The organism is Gluconobacter sp. NFX36 (assembly GCF_049887835.1).
GTDB classification, from domain to species: Bacteria; Pseudomonadota; Alphaproteobacteria; order Acetobacterales; family Acetobacteraceae; genus Gluconobacter; species Gluconobacter japonicus_A.
Genome location: NZ_JAGEKJ010000005.1, coordinates 77,433 through 91,986 on the forward strand (window position 1 = coordinate 77,433; position 14,554 = coordinate 91,986).

Below are 14,554 nucleotides of genomic sequence, written 5' to 3' on the forward strand. Positions count from 1 at the left end.
GAGCGAGGTGGTATTTACGAAAAGCCCTTTCGGAGATCAACCCCCCAAACGCGCTTTTTCGACAAATTTTTTGATTAAATCGTGAGACTTATGGCCAGGGCTGTCTTCCACACCCGAAGACACATCTACTGCAGGCGCTCCACTGGCCTGCAATGCATCACCAACATTGGAAGGGTTCAGGCCTCCTGCCAGCATCCAGAACGCTGGGGCAGACCAGCTTTTGGTCAACGTCCAGTCGAATGTGCGTCCCAGACCACCAGGGCGGCCGTCTCCTGCCTGATGCGGGGCCTCAATCACATACCCATCAAGTTCAGCACGAGACGGGAGGTCAGACGACGAAGTCACGCCTCTTGCAAGCCATGTGGGGAGGCCAAAACGGCTCCTTATGACTCTCGCTCTTTCTTCTGTGTCGTAGATCTGCAGAACATCAAGCTTCACAGACTGAAGGGTTTGTTCGATTGCTTCGTCATCCGCCTTGACGAACAGCCCGACGCGCGCGGGGCCGCCCAAGGACCGGGAAGGCGCGCTATCATTCAGAACCTTAGCCTGCTCGGGTGTCACATAACGTGGAGAGGCCTGGTAAAAGACGAAACCAACCCAGTCGACCCGCAAATTCGCACAGAACTGCATGGTTGAAACATCCCGTACACCGCAGATCTTGACGCCGATCATGCGCTGGCAAGCTCAGCCATGATCTCCTGGGCTGCGAAAGCAGGGTTAGGAGCACGTGTGATAGGGCGTCCGACAACAATCCAGTCCGCGCCAGCCTGAGCCGCCTGCGTCGGCGTCATGATCCGCTTCTGATCGTTGGAGGCACTGCCAGCAGGGCGGATACCAGGCACAACCAGAACAGGTTTGTCGCCCAGAGCATCACGCAGAAGCGCGATTTCGTGGGCCGAGCACACAAGTCCATCGGCCCCTGCCGAAATTGCCAGCTTGCCGAGCCGCAATACCTGTTCCTGCGGCGTAGCACTTACGCCGGTTTCGTGTAGGCCAGCTTCGTCCATGCTCGTCAGAACAGTAACAGCCAGCAGACGAGGACGATGCGCTTCATCTGGACATGCCTTTTCCAGCGCTTCACGAGAGCGGGCAATCATCTCCGCTCCACCACAGGCATGAATGGTCGTCAGGGCAGGTCGTAAAGGGGCAAGCGCGGAAAGACCGGAAGCAACGGTATTGGGAATATCGTGCAGTTTGAGATCCAGGAAGAGTTGGTGACCTGTCGAGACAGCCCGAACCGCATCCAGACCGCAGGCATAAGTAAACTCAAGCCCAAGCTTGATGGCATCGACCGTCTTGCCGAGGGTCACGGACCACTCTTCTGCCTGTGACCGGCTATTCGTATCAAAAGCAGCAATCAGCTTGGTTCTCTTGGACATGGTGATAATCAGATCCGGTTTTCAGGTGAGGGGACTGTCGTTGTTGCGGCAACGGGAGGGGTCTGAAGACGGTCAAGCCGTTGGTGCAGTTCCACCAACTGACTTTCCAGCGTGCGAACATGCGCTTCAGACCGGCGAGCGCGCGAACGTTGCCGCAGCTCGCCAACCCAACCAGTCAGAAAGCCAAAGATCAGGCCGACAACACCAATACCAAGCGCCAGCGTACCCACAGAGAGATGCCAGCCAAAGGAGATGAGCCAGATTGGTTCAAGATCAGTGTTGCTCAGAGCAAAAACGATCAGGGCAGCCAAAAAAATAACGATAAAAAGAAGTCTCAGCATGAGGAAGTCCTATCGTGCTGCCTGCAGGGCGACAAGACACCCTGAGGAGGATTGATTTCCTGTCAGCACTCATGGTGGTGTGCTCTTGTCGCGGGACATAACCAGACACCGATGCTGACGTTCCGTTAAGGCGATAACATTCCCAGTATTTTACTGAAAGGGACCGCCGTGCCCGAAGTCATACCACTGCGTCCGTCATTGCCAAAAACCGACACCTTATGGGCCGTGATCGCATCTCAGGGGAAGCGTACGATCATCGCAGATGTTTATATATCACGCGAAGCCGCGGAAGCTGACTGCCAGTGGCGGACTTCTCAGGTCCGGGCCTACGCTCACTTCCTGATGTCTGAACAACAGCCACCGCCCAGTTATCATATTCGCCGGATTGCCCGCGCAGAACTTCCCAGGCGATGGGCGCCGCTTCCGGCGCTTGGAATGCTACGTGGGCGCTTCATATAATCAGATTCAGGAAGCCTTCGGGTAGCCAAAATTTCCCCCTCATGACACAAGATAACCTTATGTCTTTATCCTGCGTTTTCAAACGACAATGCAGGTTGTTTTGTGCAGATTACAGGTAAGGTCAGGATGAACGATCACAATCATGCAGACACACTTCAGGGTGCATCCGGAAGTTCTGCGACGTCTGAACCCAGCCCTGCGCTAGTTGTGGGCTCGCAGTATCTCCGTACCCTGTCCATTGACGTTCAGAATACCCCTGACATCTACCGTGACATCCCGGCCCAGCCTCACGTCGGCATGACAGTGGATGTGACGGCCCGGCAGCTCCCAGGCGGACAGCCGAGTTTTGAAGTTACCCTGGTCATTCGTGCGCAGGGTCTGGACGCGGCTCCCGTCCCCAATGCACCTGCTCCCCGCGTGCTCTATGAAACCAATATTGCCTATGCAGGTCTTTTTGGTCTGACAGGAGCAGTCACGCAGGCTACGGCAGAGCCGCTTCTTCTCGTCGAAGCCCCGAAATATCTTTTCCCTTCGGCTCGTGCAGCAATGTTAAATGTGATTCGGGAAGCTGGTTTCCCTGTAGGAAATATCCAACCCATCAATTTCCATGACCTGTGGCAGAGCCGTCGGCTTCAACAGGGCTGATAATATTTAATCCTCAAAGACCAAGACGCGTGCAGGAAAAGGTCGTCATGAGCCTGAAAGACTATATCCTTGCTTCTCCAGCCTTTTCTGGTCCCAGGCCTCCGGTCTGGGGTCGCTTTGATGCTGAATGGTACCGGACCCGGTATGCGCGTATTCTTCGGGAGGAACAGCTTCTCAAAAGCGATGGTTCGGCTCTGGATCTCAGCAATGAGGCCATGGAACAGCACTGGCTGGAACAGGGGGCCAGCCAAGGCTTGTCACCCAATCGTTTTTTCGACGAAGAATGGTATCTGAGACAAAACCCTGACGTTCGGGATGGCATCAGCTACGGCGTCTTCAGTTGTGGCTTTCTGCATTATTGTGAGAGCGGTTTTCGGAGCCGCTCGCCACATTGGCTTTTCTCCGAGACCGAATATTTCACCCGCAATACAGATCTCAGTCTGCCGGTTCTGATTTCTCAGGGGTTTAGCAACGGGTATGACCATTATCTGACAGATGGCGAGCAGGAGCAGAGGCAGGCACACACCTTTTTCAAGACATCCGTTTTCCGGATGGCCAGCCTGACTCGAGGCATTTCCTACGACATCGGTAAAGGTGATTTTCGACAGTTCCTGATGTCAGCAGGGGCGGGATTATGTCGGAGTTCTTGGTATTTTGATCCAGAGTGGTATCTGGCTACCTACCCAGAGGTCGAAAATGCCCTCAAAGACGGTGTTTTCCTCAACGCACTGCATCATTATCTGACAAATGCCACACCAGGTGCATACAACCCGAACCAATGGTTCAGTGAAGACTATTACGCTCATATGTACCCGGACGTTGCACAGATCGTGGCCAATGGCGGGTTTCGCAACGGGTATGATCATTTTGTGCGTTACGGCGCCCGTGAGATGCGCACACCTCAGGCCGAGGTAGATCTGAGAGGCTTTTCCGAAAAACCGGGGATACAGCGCAAGCTCAGAGAAGGTCAATTCGAGGACTTATTTGCGCTCTGGGTCCAGTCTCAGGGAAATATCGCCGTTACACAAGAGCTTCCGGATGCCTCTCCGGAACAGTATAGAAATCTGGATTTGCAGCGGGCCGGCACGCTTATTCCGTCAATCGTCCGCTCTCCTCTGGATTTTCGCCTGATTCGGCCTCCGGAAATCAGTGTCGTCATTCCCGTAACCAACCAGTTTCTGGAAACACTCTCTACACTGGCTGCCCTGCATGCAAATGGGGCGGGCGCAATTGATATCATCATTGTTGATAACGGTTCGAGTGACGAGACGGCACAGATCGAGCGTATTGTAAGAGGAATACGTGTTCTTCGCCCAACATCCCGAACAAATTTCACGGAACAGGTTAATCACGCTGTAGAACGTACGCGTGCCGATATTGTTCTCCTGATGGAGCCGGGCACGCAGCCGTTCCCCAATACATTGCACGCCGCTTTGCAGGCCTTTGATTCCCCTGATGTCTGGGCTGTAGGTGGCCAGTCTTTGAGTCTTGATGGCCGAGTCCTTGAGGCGGGCACGATTGTCTGGCGAGATGCTTCGACTCTCAGATTTGGTGTTGGCCGACGCGCAAATGAACCGGAAATCGGGTTCTGCCGTCAGGTAGATGCAATCTCTGTTGGCATGCTGTTCTGTCGACGGGACAAGCTGGCTGCATGCGGAGGCATTGACGAAGTCTGCATTGGGTCCGAAGCCAGGCTCCTGTCCCTGTGTCTGGCTCTGCGTCAGGTAGGTGGTAAAATCGTCTATGACCCTTCCATTCTGGATCGGACCCGACCACCAACTGTGTTACCCGAAGACTTCCTGCGCCGGAATCAGACATGGCTGAAACGACGGTTTTCGGCCATACTTTCCCGCTATCCCATGACCGGTACGTCTCTTTTCAGAGCACGTTTTGCGTCAGGCGTACCAACAGTGCTTGTGCTCTGTTCTACATTGCCTCACCGCTCGCTTGGCTCCCCCCATCTTCGGACCCAGGAATTGATTCTGGCCCTGAGTCTCAAGGGGTACCATGTTACGGTTTTCCCCTTGGAAGGCGGTGTTACCGACCCCGTGACGGTTGCCCTTGATTTTCCGTCGAACGTAGAAATCATGAACGAGAGTGACATTTCCGAGCTTCCGGAATTTCTCAGGGATCGTGCTGCGTCCTTCGATTACCTTTGGATCACGGGAGGCAACACACTGCATCGAACAGGCAGCATATTGCGATCACATTCTGCCATTCTTCCCAAGCTGAATATGATCCTGGATCTTGATGGCACAACATCTGGAGAAAGTTATCTTCGGAAGCGCGTTGGCCTTCATAATGATCGCGAGCAAATGCTTGATGATCTTGACCGCGAACTGACAGACGCCTGGATGTGTCAGGCTCTTGTATGCTCTCACGCCGAAGAAGCTGAAAACCTGCGCGCTCTCGGGTACGGTAACGTACTTGAACTCAACTATGTTCCGCGTACCATTCCAACGACGGTTCCGGGCTTTCATGATCGTTCTGGAATTCTTTTCGCACTACCCTGTGAAACTTCAGGAAGCGCAGCACATGATGGTCTGGACTGGTTTGTGCATCAGGTTTTGCATGAATTGTCCGACCGCCTTCCAGCGGATGCGACAGTTCTGTTTGCAGGGTATAGAGGCAACGACATCGACCTGACACCTTACACAAGAGCTTTAGGAATTGAACCACTCCCTGATAGCGTGAACATGTCTGCACTTTACCGCACACGCAGGATCATGATTGATCCTTCCCGCGTCATGAGTGCACCTGCACAGGAAATCTTGGATGCTGCGGCTGCCGGCCTTCCCGCTGTTCTGACAGAAACAACCATGCAGCAACTTGGGTGGTCAGAAGAGGCCGGCAAGTGCATTGCAGGTGGTTTCTGTAACCCCGCTCTTTTCGCAGATGCGGTGATACGACTGTATGAAGACGAAGAACTCTGGAACCGCATCAGCCAGAACGTCAGACACTTCGTCTCGTCCTTGGCTGATGCGAGAATTTTTGATCAGCAGGTAACGAATATTCTGAACCTCTCGTCGGGGCAGGCCCCTATTGCGCTACCTGACCATGCACCACGCCTGATCAGGCAGGACAGGCCCAATGGCCCCATCGCGCCAGCCCCCATTCGTCTGCAGCATCGCAAAGCTGACGATCCTACCCGGGAGGCCGAGGACTCTCATCCTTTTGAGACGTCGGAAGAAGCACCGGCCCTCGGAACCCTGACACCTCGCGTTGGCATCTCACTACCTCTTTCGGAACTTTGACTCCATGACGACTTCAACATCCCTTCCTCTTGATGCTGTTCTGTCTCACGTTGACAGGTCTCTGGACAGTGCCGTTGAAAGACTGTTCAGCCTGCTGCGCATTCCCAGCATTTCCACCCAACCCTCCCACGCCGCGGACTGCCGCAAGGCCGCTGAATGGCTTCGACAGGATCTGGCAGAAATGGGACTGTCAGTTGATGTCAGGGATGTTCAATGGGCTGCGCCTGGGCATCCGATGGTCGTGGCACACGATACACCTCAGGCAGACAAACCTCATGTCCTGTTTTATGGGCACTATGACGTCCAGCCGACCGACCCTGAAAATCTCTGGAAAGCGCCGCCTTTCGAACCGCGCCTTGTAGAGGATGGTGCAGGTCGAAAGGTCATTGTTGCGCGTGGTGCCAGTGATGACAAAGGACAGGTCATGACCTTCCTTGAAGCGTGCCGTGCATGGAAAACAGTTCATGGATCCATTCCTGTTCAGGTCAGCGTCCTTCTCGAGGGGGAAGAGGAATGCGGGGGCGCCAATCTGCTTCCCTTTCTCAAGGAAAATGCAGAAGAGCTGAAAGCCGACGTCGCGCTTGTGTGTGATACGTCCATGGCAGATCGAACGACGCCAGGCATCACGACTTCGTTACGCGGAATGATGGCAGAAGAAATCGTCATTGAATGCGCATCACATGATCTGCACTCGGGCATTTATGGCAACGCAGCAGCAAACCCGATCGCACTGCTCTGCCAAATCCTTGCAACATTGCGCGATGCTGACGGCCGGGTGACGCTTCCCGGCTTTTATGACGGCATTCAGGACCCGTCGCCAGAGACACGGGCACAATGGAGAGCCCTGTTCCCGAATGATGCGGCCCTTCTCGAAGAAGCTGGTCTCGCTATTGCAGCAGGTGAAAAGGGCTATACTGCCATTGAGCAGACCTGGTGCCGTCCGAGCTGTGAAATCAACGGAATTTCCGGCGGCTATGAAGGAGAAGGGTTCAAGACTGTTCTGCCAGCAAAAGCCATGGCGAAAGTTTCCTTCCGATTGGTTCCGGGGCAGGATCCTGAGAAAATCCGGGACTCATTCCGCGCTCATGTTAACGCGACTCTCCCGGCCGATGCGAAAGTTACATTTACACCACATGGTGGTTCACCGGGCTTTGAAGTGTCCCGGAACAGCCGGTTCCTCGCGCCAACACTCAAGGCTCTGACGGATGAGTGGAGCGTTCCAGCAGCCACCATTGGAAGCGGCGGCTCCATTCCTGTCGCTGGTGAAGTGCGGGATGCGCTAGGGCTGGATGCTCTAATGGTCGGTTTTGCGCAGGCAGATGACCGCATTCATTCCCCCAATGAGCAATATGGTCTCGAATCCTTTCACAAAGGTATTCGCTCCTGGGTCCGCATCCTTGCCGCTCTGGCGGATGTCGGCTGATATGACAGCTCCGATCGCCCTGACTCTCGGTGACCCTGCTGGTATCGGGCCGGAGCTTGCCGTTGCCGCATGGCAGGCTCTCCGGAACACCGGGCCAGTTTTTTTCTGGCTGGGCGATCCTGTTCTACTGAACAACTCAGTTCCATTCCGGCTGATTGAAAAGCCGGAGGATGCGGAGCAGACTTTTTCTGACGCGCTACCTGTTCTCCCGATAACGTGCCCAACTCTTGTGACGCCGGGACAGCCAACGTCAGACAATGCGCCCGCCGTCATCAAAAGCATTGAGCGTGCCGTTGGATTTGTTCTGGAAGGCCGGGCAGGCGGTGTCACGACCAACCCTATTGCCAAGCACATTCTGGCAACATCAGGCTTCGCTTATCCGGGGCACACGGAATTTCTGGCGGCCCTCTGTCAGACGACAGGGCAAGAGGTCATGATGCTCGCATCCCCTCAGCTTAAAGTCGTTCCCGTCACCATTCATGTCTCACTGCGACGTGCCCTGGAAACTCTCACGACAGACCATATTATCGCCGTGGCCCGGGCGACGCATAGTGCCTTGCAAAACGATTTTGGGCTTGTATCCCCTCGGCTGGCTATTGCCGGTCTGAACCCTCACGCAGGGGAAAAGGGGCTGATGGGGACCGAAGAACAAACGATTATCGGTCCGGCTATTGCTCAACTGAAAGACGAAGGGCTGTGCGTTTCCGGGCCTTATCCGCCAGATACAATGTTCAGTGCCACGGCCCGCCCGAAATATGACGTGGCGATCTGCATGTACCACGATCAGGCCCTAATTCCGCTCAAAACGCTCGATATGGCAGAGGGCGTCAATGTCACTCTGGGCTTACCCATTATTCGAACGTCCCCGGATCATGGGACAGCCTTTGACATTGCCGCCCCGGTTGGTGGTTCCAGCCGGGCAGATCCTTCCAGCCTTCTGGCAGCACTCAGACTGGCAGATTTCATGTCCCAGCACAGAAGGGGAAACAGCCAATGATCCGGCTCGGCGTTAATATTGATCACGTTGCCACATTACGAAACGCCCGTGGCGATGCTTATCCTGATCCCGTGGACGCTGCAAAACTGGCGATCCAATGGGGTGCAGATGGAATTACAGCTCATCTCAGAGAAGATCGTCGACATATCCGGGACGCCGATATGCCACGCCTCAAGGTTCTGGCGGCACCGCTAAACTTCGAAATGGCAGCAACTGCAGAGATGGTCCGTATCGCCTGCCTTCTTCGACCGCACGCATGCTGCCTTGTCCCGGAAAAGCGTGCTGAAGTCACAACTGAAGGGGGGCTTGATGTCGCCGGGCACAAAGAAATTCTGGCGCCCAAAATTGCTCGACTGAGAGATGCCGGTATTCGGGTCTCACTGTTTATCGATCCTGATACAAGACAGATCGAAACAGCAGCAGAACTCGGTGCACCTGTGGTCGAGTTGCATACCGGCGCCTATGCTCATGGCAAAGGTGGAGAATTGGAACGTCTGCATCAGGCAGCGGGAACCGTTGCCGATTGTGGCCTTGAACTCCATGCCGGTCATGGCCTGACTTATGACAATGTGCCGCCTATCGCCAAGCTGCCAGGGCTGGCGGAACTGAACATTGGACACTTTCTGATCAGTGAGGCAGTTTTTTCCGGGCTTGGACCAGCCGTTCGAAAAATGAAATATCTGATTAACTGCCCATAAAATGAGAAAGCCGGGGGTCTCCCCCCGGCCTACCGTCTTACTTAACAGGCTGGATCACAGGCTGTGTCTTGTCTTTGCTGAACTGCGGTACATATTTCCCAGACTGATCTGAATATGTTGCCGAACTGCTCTGCGGAGGTGTCGCGGGCGGATGGAAAGCAGAAACAGGGCCAAATGGTCCAGCGTTTACACGATGCATGGTCGATTCACGCTGACGTGCACAACCACGGGTAATGATGGAGCAAATACCGTCTGTTCCGATATATTCGTCGTCGTTCCCGGTGTAATGCACCTCGGAAACGCGATCATGGTCAAGACGAAGCACCATACGGCACGTCGTACCGCCGCCGCCAAAAGCGGATTGATAGATGCTGATGATTGACTGTGCAGGAATAAGGCCGGAATCCGACGAAATCGTCGGCGTGCTCTGGGTTCCATCGTACTGCCAGATTTCCGTTGTATCGTTCAGCTTCTTCGTACTGCCCGGAAGACCAGCACAAGCCTGAACATCGTAGCTGGTCATGCCGACCATCTCGAACTGGGCCTTGTGAGCATTACGGGAATCGAAATATCCGCATCCGGAAAGGGTAACGGTGGTTGCAAGTGCTCCAAAAACACGGAGGACGGAGGGGCGCATTCTGTCTCCTTTGCGCAAGGTCAGGATGACCCGCCCTAAACCTCCGGGCACAGCCGGGGAACAGGGCGAAAGATTGGAAGAGCCCGGTTTCTACAACAGGAATACCATTCAGGGTAGGGGAGATGGGTTCCTTTCAGGGTAACGATGAGCTACAGGGCAAGACCTTGCCAAAACTCAGGAGTGCCACCCGATGGCCGATATGACCCCTTCCGAAGTGACGCGCCTTCAGACGACATTGCAGCGTCTTCTCGGCTCACAGAAACTGACAGTTACCAAGCCAGCCCGTAAGGGAATGAGTGTTGAACTCGCGGTCGCAGGCGAAGTGATCGGCACGGTGCACCGTGATGAGGACGAGGGCGAGGTGTCCTACGCCATTCACATCACTGTCCTTGAGGAAGACCTTCCTCCGGCCTGAACGGCCCTTTGAATCAGGGCCGCGGGGCAGACTGCGGCAGATCGAACCGCGTGATTTTCCAGCCCCAGTGCTCGAATTTCATATGCAGGACGAACGGTGTCTGTCCCGGTTGGTCCACCTGAGCCTCAAACTTGTTGAGGCTCACGAAATGGGCGTGCAGGCCACCCCACACAGGCCAGCCTCCACCCGATGATGCTGTGGCACCAGTCGGCATGAACTGATGAGCCGTTGTCATCAGTGTTCCAGGCGAAAGCTCGGTATCGATGGCATTCGATATGGCGTTTCCTGCGAAGGAACTCCCGAAATCCGGAAGATCATCATCTGACGCTGGTGCGGGCGGCTTGAACTGCTCCTTGAGCGAATGTGTGAGAGACGTCCAATCCACATGCGGGACGAGCCGGGCCGTATTGTTTCCCTTCATGGCACGGTCGATATCCCAGAGCGCCAGATAGGGAGAGATGGCGTAGGCAGCCAGAGTCGCTCCAAGACCCACACCAAGGCCCTGCCGCGTCCGGGAAGATTTTTTCCAGAAAGAATTTTGCATGATAGAGCCTCCGCACAAACCCCAAAATCCGGGGAGATGTGGACAATGATGAATCTAACGTCTTTCCGTCTCAAAAGTCAGCAATTATCTTGAGACCATGACTCTTGATTTTTCCGACGACGAGCTTGAGCGATATTCCCGCCACATCCTACTTCCCCAAGTCGGGGCCATCGGGCAGGCGCGGCTGAAAAATGCCTCCGTTCTGATTATTGGAGCAGGAGGGTTGGGAGCGCCTTTATCCCAACAGCTTGCAGCCTCGGGGATTGGCCGGATTGGGCTGATGGATCATGATATTCTGGAACTCAGCAATCTTCAGAGGCAGGTTCTGTACGGCACGAAAGATATAGGTCGCCTGAAAGTAGAGGCTGCCGCTTATCACCTCAGCGACATCAACCCTCTGGTCACGGTGAACACGCATGCTGTCAGGGCTACTGCTGATACGTTGAATGACGTCGTTCCAGAATATGATCTGGTTTGTGACGGAACTGATAATTTCGAAACACGCCTGGCAGTTTCGGACGCCTGCGTCCGGCATGGAAAGACCCTTATTTCCGGCGCAGTTCAGGGCTTTGCAGGACAATTGGCTGTTTTTCGCCCCCAATGTGGTGGACCATGTTATCGATGCCTTTTCCCGGAAGCAGCTGAAACAGAAGCAGCAACCTGCGGCCAATCCGGCGTTCTGGGCGCTGCGACAGGCGTCATGGGGAGCCTGATGGCTGTGGAAGTCATGAGGGAAATCATGGAGCTTGAGGGCAGGGAGGACACGCGTCTCATGATGTGGGATGCTCTTGCCGGTACTCTCAGAAGCTTTCCTCTCGCCAGAGATCCGGCGTGTCCGGTTCATCCTTCTACGCAATCGGATCATCACGCATGACAGCCCCCATGTTCATCACGCTTGCAGATGATTCCTGGCAACGCGCACATTATGCGCTGATCGTCACGGCTGGCGCATTGTCTCTGGGGCGCACGGTAACGATTTTTGCTGGCGGCAGAAGCGTTCATGCTCTCGCAAAAGACTGGTCAGGCCTGAAAGACATCACCTCCGATACCGAGTTGGACAACAGAGGCGTCGCCAGCTTCCGGGATTTACGTGAAGCTGTCATTGAACTCGGAGCAAACCTTATGGTCTGCGAAACGGGGCTTGCGCTCACAGGGCTGACACCAGACACTCTGTGTGAAACAGTTGCCGTTCGGGGTATTGTCACTTTTCTGGAACAGGCTGGAGACCGACCGATCCTTGCACTGTGACCTATTTCCCGCATCCAAATCGCGATTTTCGTCATTTGGTGACTTGCCGAAACTCTCCACCCTTGGCAGGGATGCGCTCATGAGAACGCTTGTCACTCCTCTGTCCCGAACCCTGCGCTGCCGTCCGCTTCTGCTGTCTTTCGCAGCGGCAACGGCTTTGATGGTCATTTCTCCCGCAGAAGCGGCCCATCATAAACATGACCACGCGATCAAGGCCGATGCGAAAGCTGCCAAAGCCGCGCATGGGAAGAAAAAGCCTTCGAAGAATACGGGTGATACTGCCAGTCCTGCCAAAAAGGCCCATCACGCCGCACGACATACGACTGTCACGCGTCATGCCGCGCCTCTAGCTGCCGGATTAGCAGCGGGTGCCGCCGGGGCTGCGGCTGCCAGTGCAACCCAGATGCCAGCGCCATCCCCCGATGCTCCACCGGCTGACGCACCAACCGACAAGGGAAGCAATACGGGTCTGCCTCTGCCGCGCTATGCTGCATTAAGAGCTGACAAAGTATACATGCGCCGAGGGCCAGGTGATCGCTATCCGATTGACTGGGTCTATCATCGCCGCGGTCTTCCTGTTGAAATCGAACGTGAGTTCGATGTCTGGCGTCTGGTTGAAGACTCCGACGGTCAGAAGGGCTGGGTACATCAGGCCACCCTTTATGGCAGCCGTACCTTTGTTATTCCGGGACTTCCACCGGAAGGTGTGAAAGCACAAACTGGTGAGGCTTCCGAAAAGGACGGAGACCATATCGGTCGCGCAGATGCGCGCGTTCTGGGGCATGTTGCGACTCAGGAAGAAGCCCGCGCGCATAAAAGTGATGTTCTCCTCATGAGCCATCCGGAGGAAGACAGCAGCGTGGTTGCTGTCCTCCAGCCGGGAACCGTGGGCAACATCAAAGCCTGCCCACAAAGTTCTCAATGGTGCCACGTGGTCGTCAAAGGCTACGAGGGATGGCTGCCACGTCGTCTGTTCTGGGGACTGCTCCCTGGCGAGACGATTCAATCCAACTGATTTTTCCTAGCGAGGACGCCACTCCATGACATCCAGCTCCCATCATCGTCGTACGCGGATCGTCGCAACTCTTGGTCCGGCCTCATCCTCGCCCGAGATGATCCTGTCTCTAGCTGAGGCCGGAGTAAACGTTTTCCGCCTAAACTTCTCTCATGGTGCTCATGAAGATCATGGCGAACGTCATGCAGCGATCCGTGCGGCAGAAACGAAAGTGGGACGCCCTCTCGCTATTCTGGCCGATCTTCAGGGACCGAAACTGCGTGTTGGCGTATTCGAGAACGGCCCGGTCATCCTTGAAGAAGGAAAGCCTTTCCGGCTTGATCTGGATAAAACCCCCGGCAATGTCGATCGTGTTTGCCTGCCACATCCTGAAATCATCTCGGCAGCAAAGTCCGGAAGCCATCTTCTCCTCGACGACGGCAAACTCAAGCTGCGTGTCGTCAATGTTCTCGAAGGTGCGCTTGAAACGGAAGTTGTTATTGGTGGCAAGCTCTCCGAGCGCAAAGGCGTCAATGTTCCTGACGTCACGCTGCCAATTCCTGCGCTGACCGAAAAGGATCGCAAGGACTTCGACTTTGCCCTCTCGCTGGGTGTGGATTTCATCGCGCTTTCCTTCGTGCAGCGTCCCGAAGACGTCGAAGAAGCTCGCGAAATCGCCAAGGGTCGTGCAGCGATCGTCACGAAACTTGAAAAACCTCAGGCGATGGAAGATCTGGAGCGGATTGTACGCCTGTCTGACGCCATCATGGTGGCCCGTGGCGATCTCGGCGTGGAACTGCCACCAGAGGAAGTTCCCGTTGCCCAAAAGCGCGCTATTGCTGAAGCACGCCGCCAGTGTCGCCCTGTGATCGTGGCAACGCAGATGCTTGAAAGCATGATCGAAAGCCCGACACCAACACGCGCTGAAGTTTCAGACGTTTCCAACGCCGTTTATGATGGCGCGGATGCTGTCATGCTTTCGGCCGAAAGCGCAGCGGGTAAATACCCGATTGAAGCCGTTTCCATCATGGCTCGCATCGCGTCTCGCGTGGAGCAGGACGCCGAGTGGCGCCTCCGTATGGACCGTGCCCGTCCAAAGCCCGAGGGGACCGTTCAGAACGCCATTGTTCAGGCGGCCTGGCAGGTCAGTACGGCTCTGAGCGCAAAGACCATCGGTGTCCGGACACAGGGTGGCGGTGGCGCAATCCGCATGGCCCGCGAGCGGCCCCATTGCCCCATTCTGGCTGTCACACCTCATCAGGAAGTCGCACGGCGACTTTGCGTTGTTTGGGGTGTGTTTCCACGGGTTGTGGAGAAAGAGCATATCGCTCAGAGCATAGAAGAACTGGCAGAGCCTACTGCGGCCATGGCATGTTCTATGCAGCTTTGCCGACCTGGCGATCATGTTATTGTTCTGGCTGGCCTGCCTTACGGCGTTGCTGGAAGCACAAATACGCTTCGCATCATAACAGCCTGATTTTCAAATATTTCTTCCATCCAGCCCGTTGCTGGGTGGAAGA

At 55.2% G+C, this 14,554-nt stretch carries 16 protein-coding genes; 11 read left to right on the forward strand and 5 right to left on the reverse strand.

Going from position 1 to position 14,554, the window contains the following annotated elements:
• Window positions 1–36 precede the first annotated feature (36 nt).
• Genes J4P41_RS06600 through J4P41_RS06610 form a run of 3 tightly spaced genes read right to left on the reverse strand, consistent with a single transcriptional unit; the run spans window position 37 to window position 1,720 of the window.
• On the reverse strand, window positions 37–672 hold the full coding sequence (locus J4P41_RS06600) for a phosphoribosylanthranilate isomerase (protein WP_426066506.1): 636 nt from the start codon (window positions 670–672) through the stop codon (window positions 37–39).
• Entirely contained in the window at window positions 669–1,379 is a 711-nt protein-coding gene (gene pyrF, locus J4P41_RS06605) for an orotidine-5'-phosphate decarboxylase (protein WP_211569003.1), read from the reverse strand. The genes J4P41_RS06600 and pyrF overlap by 4 nt, the downstream gene beginning before the upstream one ends.
• An 8-nt stretch (window positions 1,380–1,387) precedes the next feature.
• Entirely contained in the window at window positions 1,388–1,720 is a 333-nt protein-coding gene (locus tag J4P41_RS06610; protein WP_415515269.1) for a lipopolysaccharide assembly protein LapA domain-containing protein, read from the reverse strand.
• Between the two features lie 168 nt (window positions 1,721–1,888).
• On the opposite strand from J4P41_RS06610, the gene J4P41_RS06615 reads away from it, so the two are divergent.
• From J4P41_RS06615 to J4P41_RS06640, 6 genes are all read left to right on the forward strand, one after another.
• A complete protein-coding gene (locus J4P41_RS06615) occupies window positions 1,889–2,179 on the forward strand; it encodes a hypothetical protein (RefSeq protein WP_211569005.1) in 291 nt (96 codons plus the stop codon).
• A gap of 126 nt (window positions 2,180–2,305) precedes the next feature.
• Complete coding sequence (locus tag J4P41_RS06620; protein WP_426066507.1) at window positions 2,306–2,824, forward strand: protein-export chaperone SecB; 519 nt, start codon at window positions 2,306–2,308, stop codon at window positions 2,822–2,824.
• A gap of 47 nt (window positions 2,825–2,871) precedes the next feature.
• Complete coding sequence (locus J4P41_RS06625) at window positions 2,872–6,078, forward strand: glycosyltransferase (RefSeq protein ID WP_426066508.1); 3,207 nt, start codon at window positions 2,872–2,874, stop codon at window positions 6,076–6,078.
• Between the two features lie 4 nt (window positions 6,079–6,082).
• The gene (locus J4P41_RS06630) at window positions 6,083–7,501 is read left to right on the forward strand and encodes a M20/M25/M40 family metallo-hydrolase (protein WP_426066509.1); all 1,419 of its coding nucleotides are present in this window, start codon (window positions 6,083–6,085) and stop codon (window positions 7,499–7,501) included.
• 1 nt (window position 7,502) lies between these two features.
• Window positions 7,503–8,498 carry a 4-hydroxythreonine-4-phosphate dehydrogenase PdxA gene (pdxA, locus tag J4P41_RS06635; protein WP_426066510.1) on the forward strand — a complete coding sequence of 332 codons (996 nt, stop codon included), beginning with the start codon at window positions 7,503–7,505 and terminating at the stop codon, window positions 8,496–8,498.
• Window positions 8,495–9,196 (forward strand): pyridoxine 5'-phosphate synthase, encoded by a 702-nt coding sequence (locus J4P41_RS06640; protein WP_426066511.1) that lies wholly within the window; start codon window positions 8,495–8,497, stop codon window positions 9,194–9,196. Before pdxA ends, J4P41_RS06640 begins: the two co-directional genes overlap by 4 nt.
• A 37-nt stretch (window positions 9,197–9,233) precedes the next feature.
• Here the strand turns inward: J4P41_RS06640 and J4P41_RS06645 are convergent, their stop codons facing one another.
• Window positions 9,234–9,833: a hypothetical protein gene (locus J4P41_RS06645; RefSeq protein ID WP_426066512.1), complete on the reverse strand. Its 600-nt coding sequence runs from the start codon at window positions 9,831–9,833 to the stop codon at window positions 9,234–9,236.
• A gap of 190 nt (window positions 9,834–10,023) precedes the next feature.
• On the opposite strand from J4P41_RS06645, the gene J4P41_RS06650 reads away from it, so the two are divergent.
• On the forward strand, window positions 10,024–10,248 hold the full coding sequence (locus J4P41_RS06650) for a DUF3126 family protein (RefSeq protein WP_010501823.1): 225 nt from the start codon (window positions 10,024–10,026) through the stop codon (window positions 10,246–10,248).
• Between the two features lie 13 nt (window positions 10,249–10,261).
• Here the strand turns inward: J4P41_RS06650 and J4P41_RS06655 are convergent, their stop codons facing one another.
• Window positions 10,262–10,792, reverse strand: a complete 531-nt coding sequence (locus J4P41_RS06655; protein ID WP_211569012.1) for a DUF2939 domain-containing protein — start codon at window positions 10,790–10,792, stop codon at window positions 10,262–10,264.
• 97 nt (window positions 10,793–10,889) lie between these two features.
• On the opposite strand from J4P41_RS06655, the gene J4P41_RS06660 reads away from it, so the two are divergent.
• The 4 genes from J4P41_RS06660 to pyk all read left to right on the forward strand — a co-directional run bounded on the left by J4P41_RS06660 (window position 10,890) and on the right by pyk (window position 14,511).
• On the forward strand, window positions 10,890–11,666 hold the full coding sequence (locus J4P41_RS06660) for a HesA/MoeB/ThiF family protein (RefSeq protein ID WP_426066513.1): 777 nt from the start codon (window positions 10,890–10,892) through the stop codon (window positions 11,664–11,666).
• Window positions 11,663–12,040, forward strand: a complete 378-nt coding sequence (locus J4P41_RS06665) for a hypothetical protein (protein WP_426066514.1) — start codon at window positions 11,663–11,665, stop codon at window positions 12,038–12,040. The genes J4P41_RS06660 and J4P41_RS06665 overlap by 4 nt, the downstream gene beginning before the upstream one ends.
• Window positions 12,041–12,119: 79 nt before the next feature.
• Window positions 12,120–13,055, forward strand: coding sequence for an SH3 domain-containing protein (locus tag J4P41_RS06670; RefSeq protein WP_426066515.1), 936 nt, complete (start codon window positions 12,120–12,122; stop codon window positions 13,053–13,055).
• A 25-nt stretch (window positions 13,056–13,080) separates the two neighbouring features.
• Window positions 13,081–14,511, forward strand: coding sequence for a pyruvate kinase (pyk, locus tag J4P41_RS06675; RefSeq protein ID WP_426066516.1), 1,431 nt, complete (start codon window positions 13,081–13,083; stop codon window positions 14,509–14,511).
• The last annotated feature ends 43 nt before the right edge of the window (window positions 14,512–14,554 follow it).

Bases quoted from the DNA above. Each gene is read 5' to 3' on its own strand.
- J4P41_RS06640 (WP_426066511.1), top strand. From the start codon at position 8,495: ATGATCCGGCTCGGCGTTAATATTGATCACGTTGCCACATTACGAAAC.
- pyk (WP_426066516.1), top strand. From the start codon at position 13,081: ATGACATCCAGCTCCCATCATCGTCGTACGCGGATCGTCGCAACTCTT.
- J4P41_RS06665 (WP_426066514.1), top strand. From the start codon at position 11,663: ATGACAGCCCCCATGTTCATCACGCTTGCAGATGATTCCTGGCAACGC.
- J4P41_RS06620 (WP_426066507.1), top strand. From the start codon at position 2,306: ATGAACGATCACAATCATGCAGACACACTTCAGGGTGCATCCGGAAGT.
- J4P41_RS06630 (WP_426066509.1), top strand. From the start codon at position 6,083: ATGACGACTTCAACATCCCTTCCTCTTGATGCTGTTCTGTCTCACGTT.
- J4P41_RS06610 (WP_415515269.1), bottom strand. From the start codon at position 1,720: ATGCTGAGACTTCTTTTTATCGTTATTTTTTTGGCTGCCCTGATCGTT.
- pdxA (WP_426066510.1), top strand. From the start codon at position 7,503: ATGACAGCTCCGATCGCCCTGACTCTCGGTGACCCTGCTGGTATCGGG.
- J4P41_RS06660 (WP_426066513.1), top strand. From the start codon at position 10,890: ATGACTCTTGATTTTTCCGACGACGAGCTTGAGCGATATTCCCGCCAC.
- J4P41_RS06650 (WP_010501823.1), top strand. From the start codon at position 10,024: ATGGCCGATATGACCCCTTCCGAAGTGACGCGCCTTCAGACGACATTG.
- J4P41_RS06600 (WP_426066506.1), bottom strand. From the start codon at position 672: ATGATCGGCGTCAAGATCTGCGGTGTACGGGATGTTTCAACCATGCAG.
- J4P41_RS06645 (WP_426066512.1), bottom strand. From the start codon at position 9,833: ATGCGCCCCTCCGTCCTCCGTGTTTTTGGAGCACTTGCAACCACCGTT.
- J4P41_RS06625 (WP_426066508.1), top strand. From the start codon at position 2,872: ATGAGCCTGAAAGACTATATCCTTGCTTCTCCAGCCTTTTCTGGTCCC.
- pyrF (WP_211569003.1), bottom strand. From the start codon at position 1,379: ATGTCCAAGAGAACCAAGCTGATTGCTGCTTTTGATACGAATAGCCGG.
- J4P41_RS06655 (WP_211569012.1), bottom strand. From the start codon at position 10,792: ATGCAAAATTCTTTCTGGAAAAAATCTTCCCGGACGCGGCAGGGCCTT.
- J4P41_RS06670 (WP_426066515.1), top strand. From the start codon at position 12,120: ATGAGAACGCTTGTCACTCCTCTGTCCCGAACCCTGCGCTGCCGTCCG.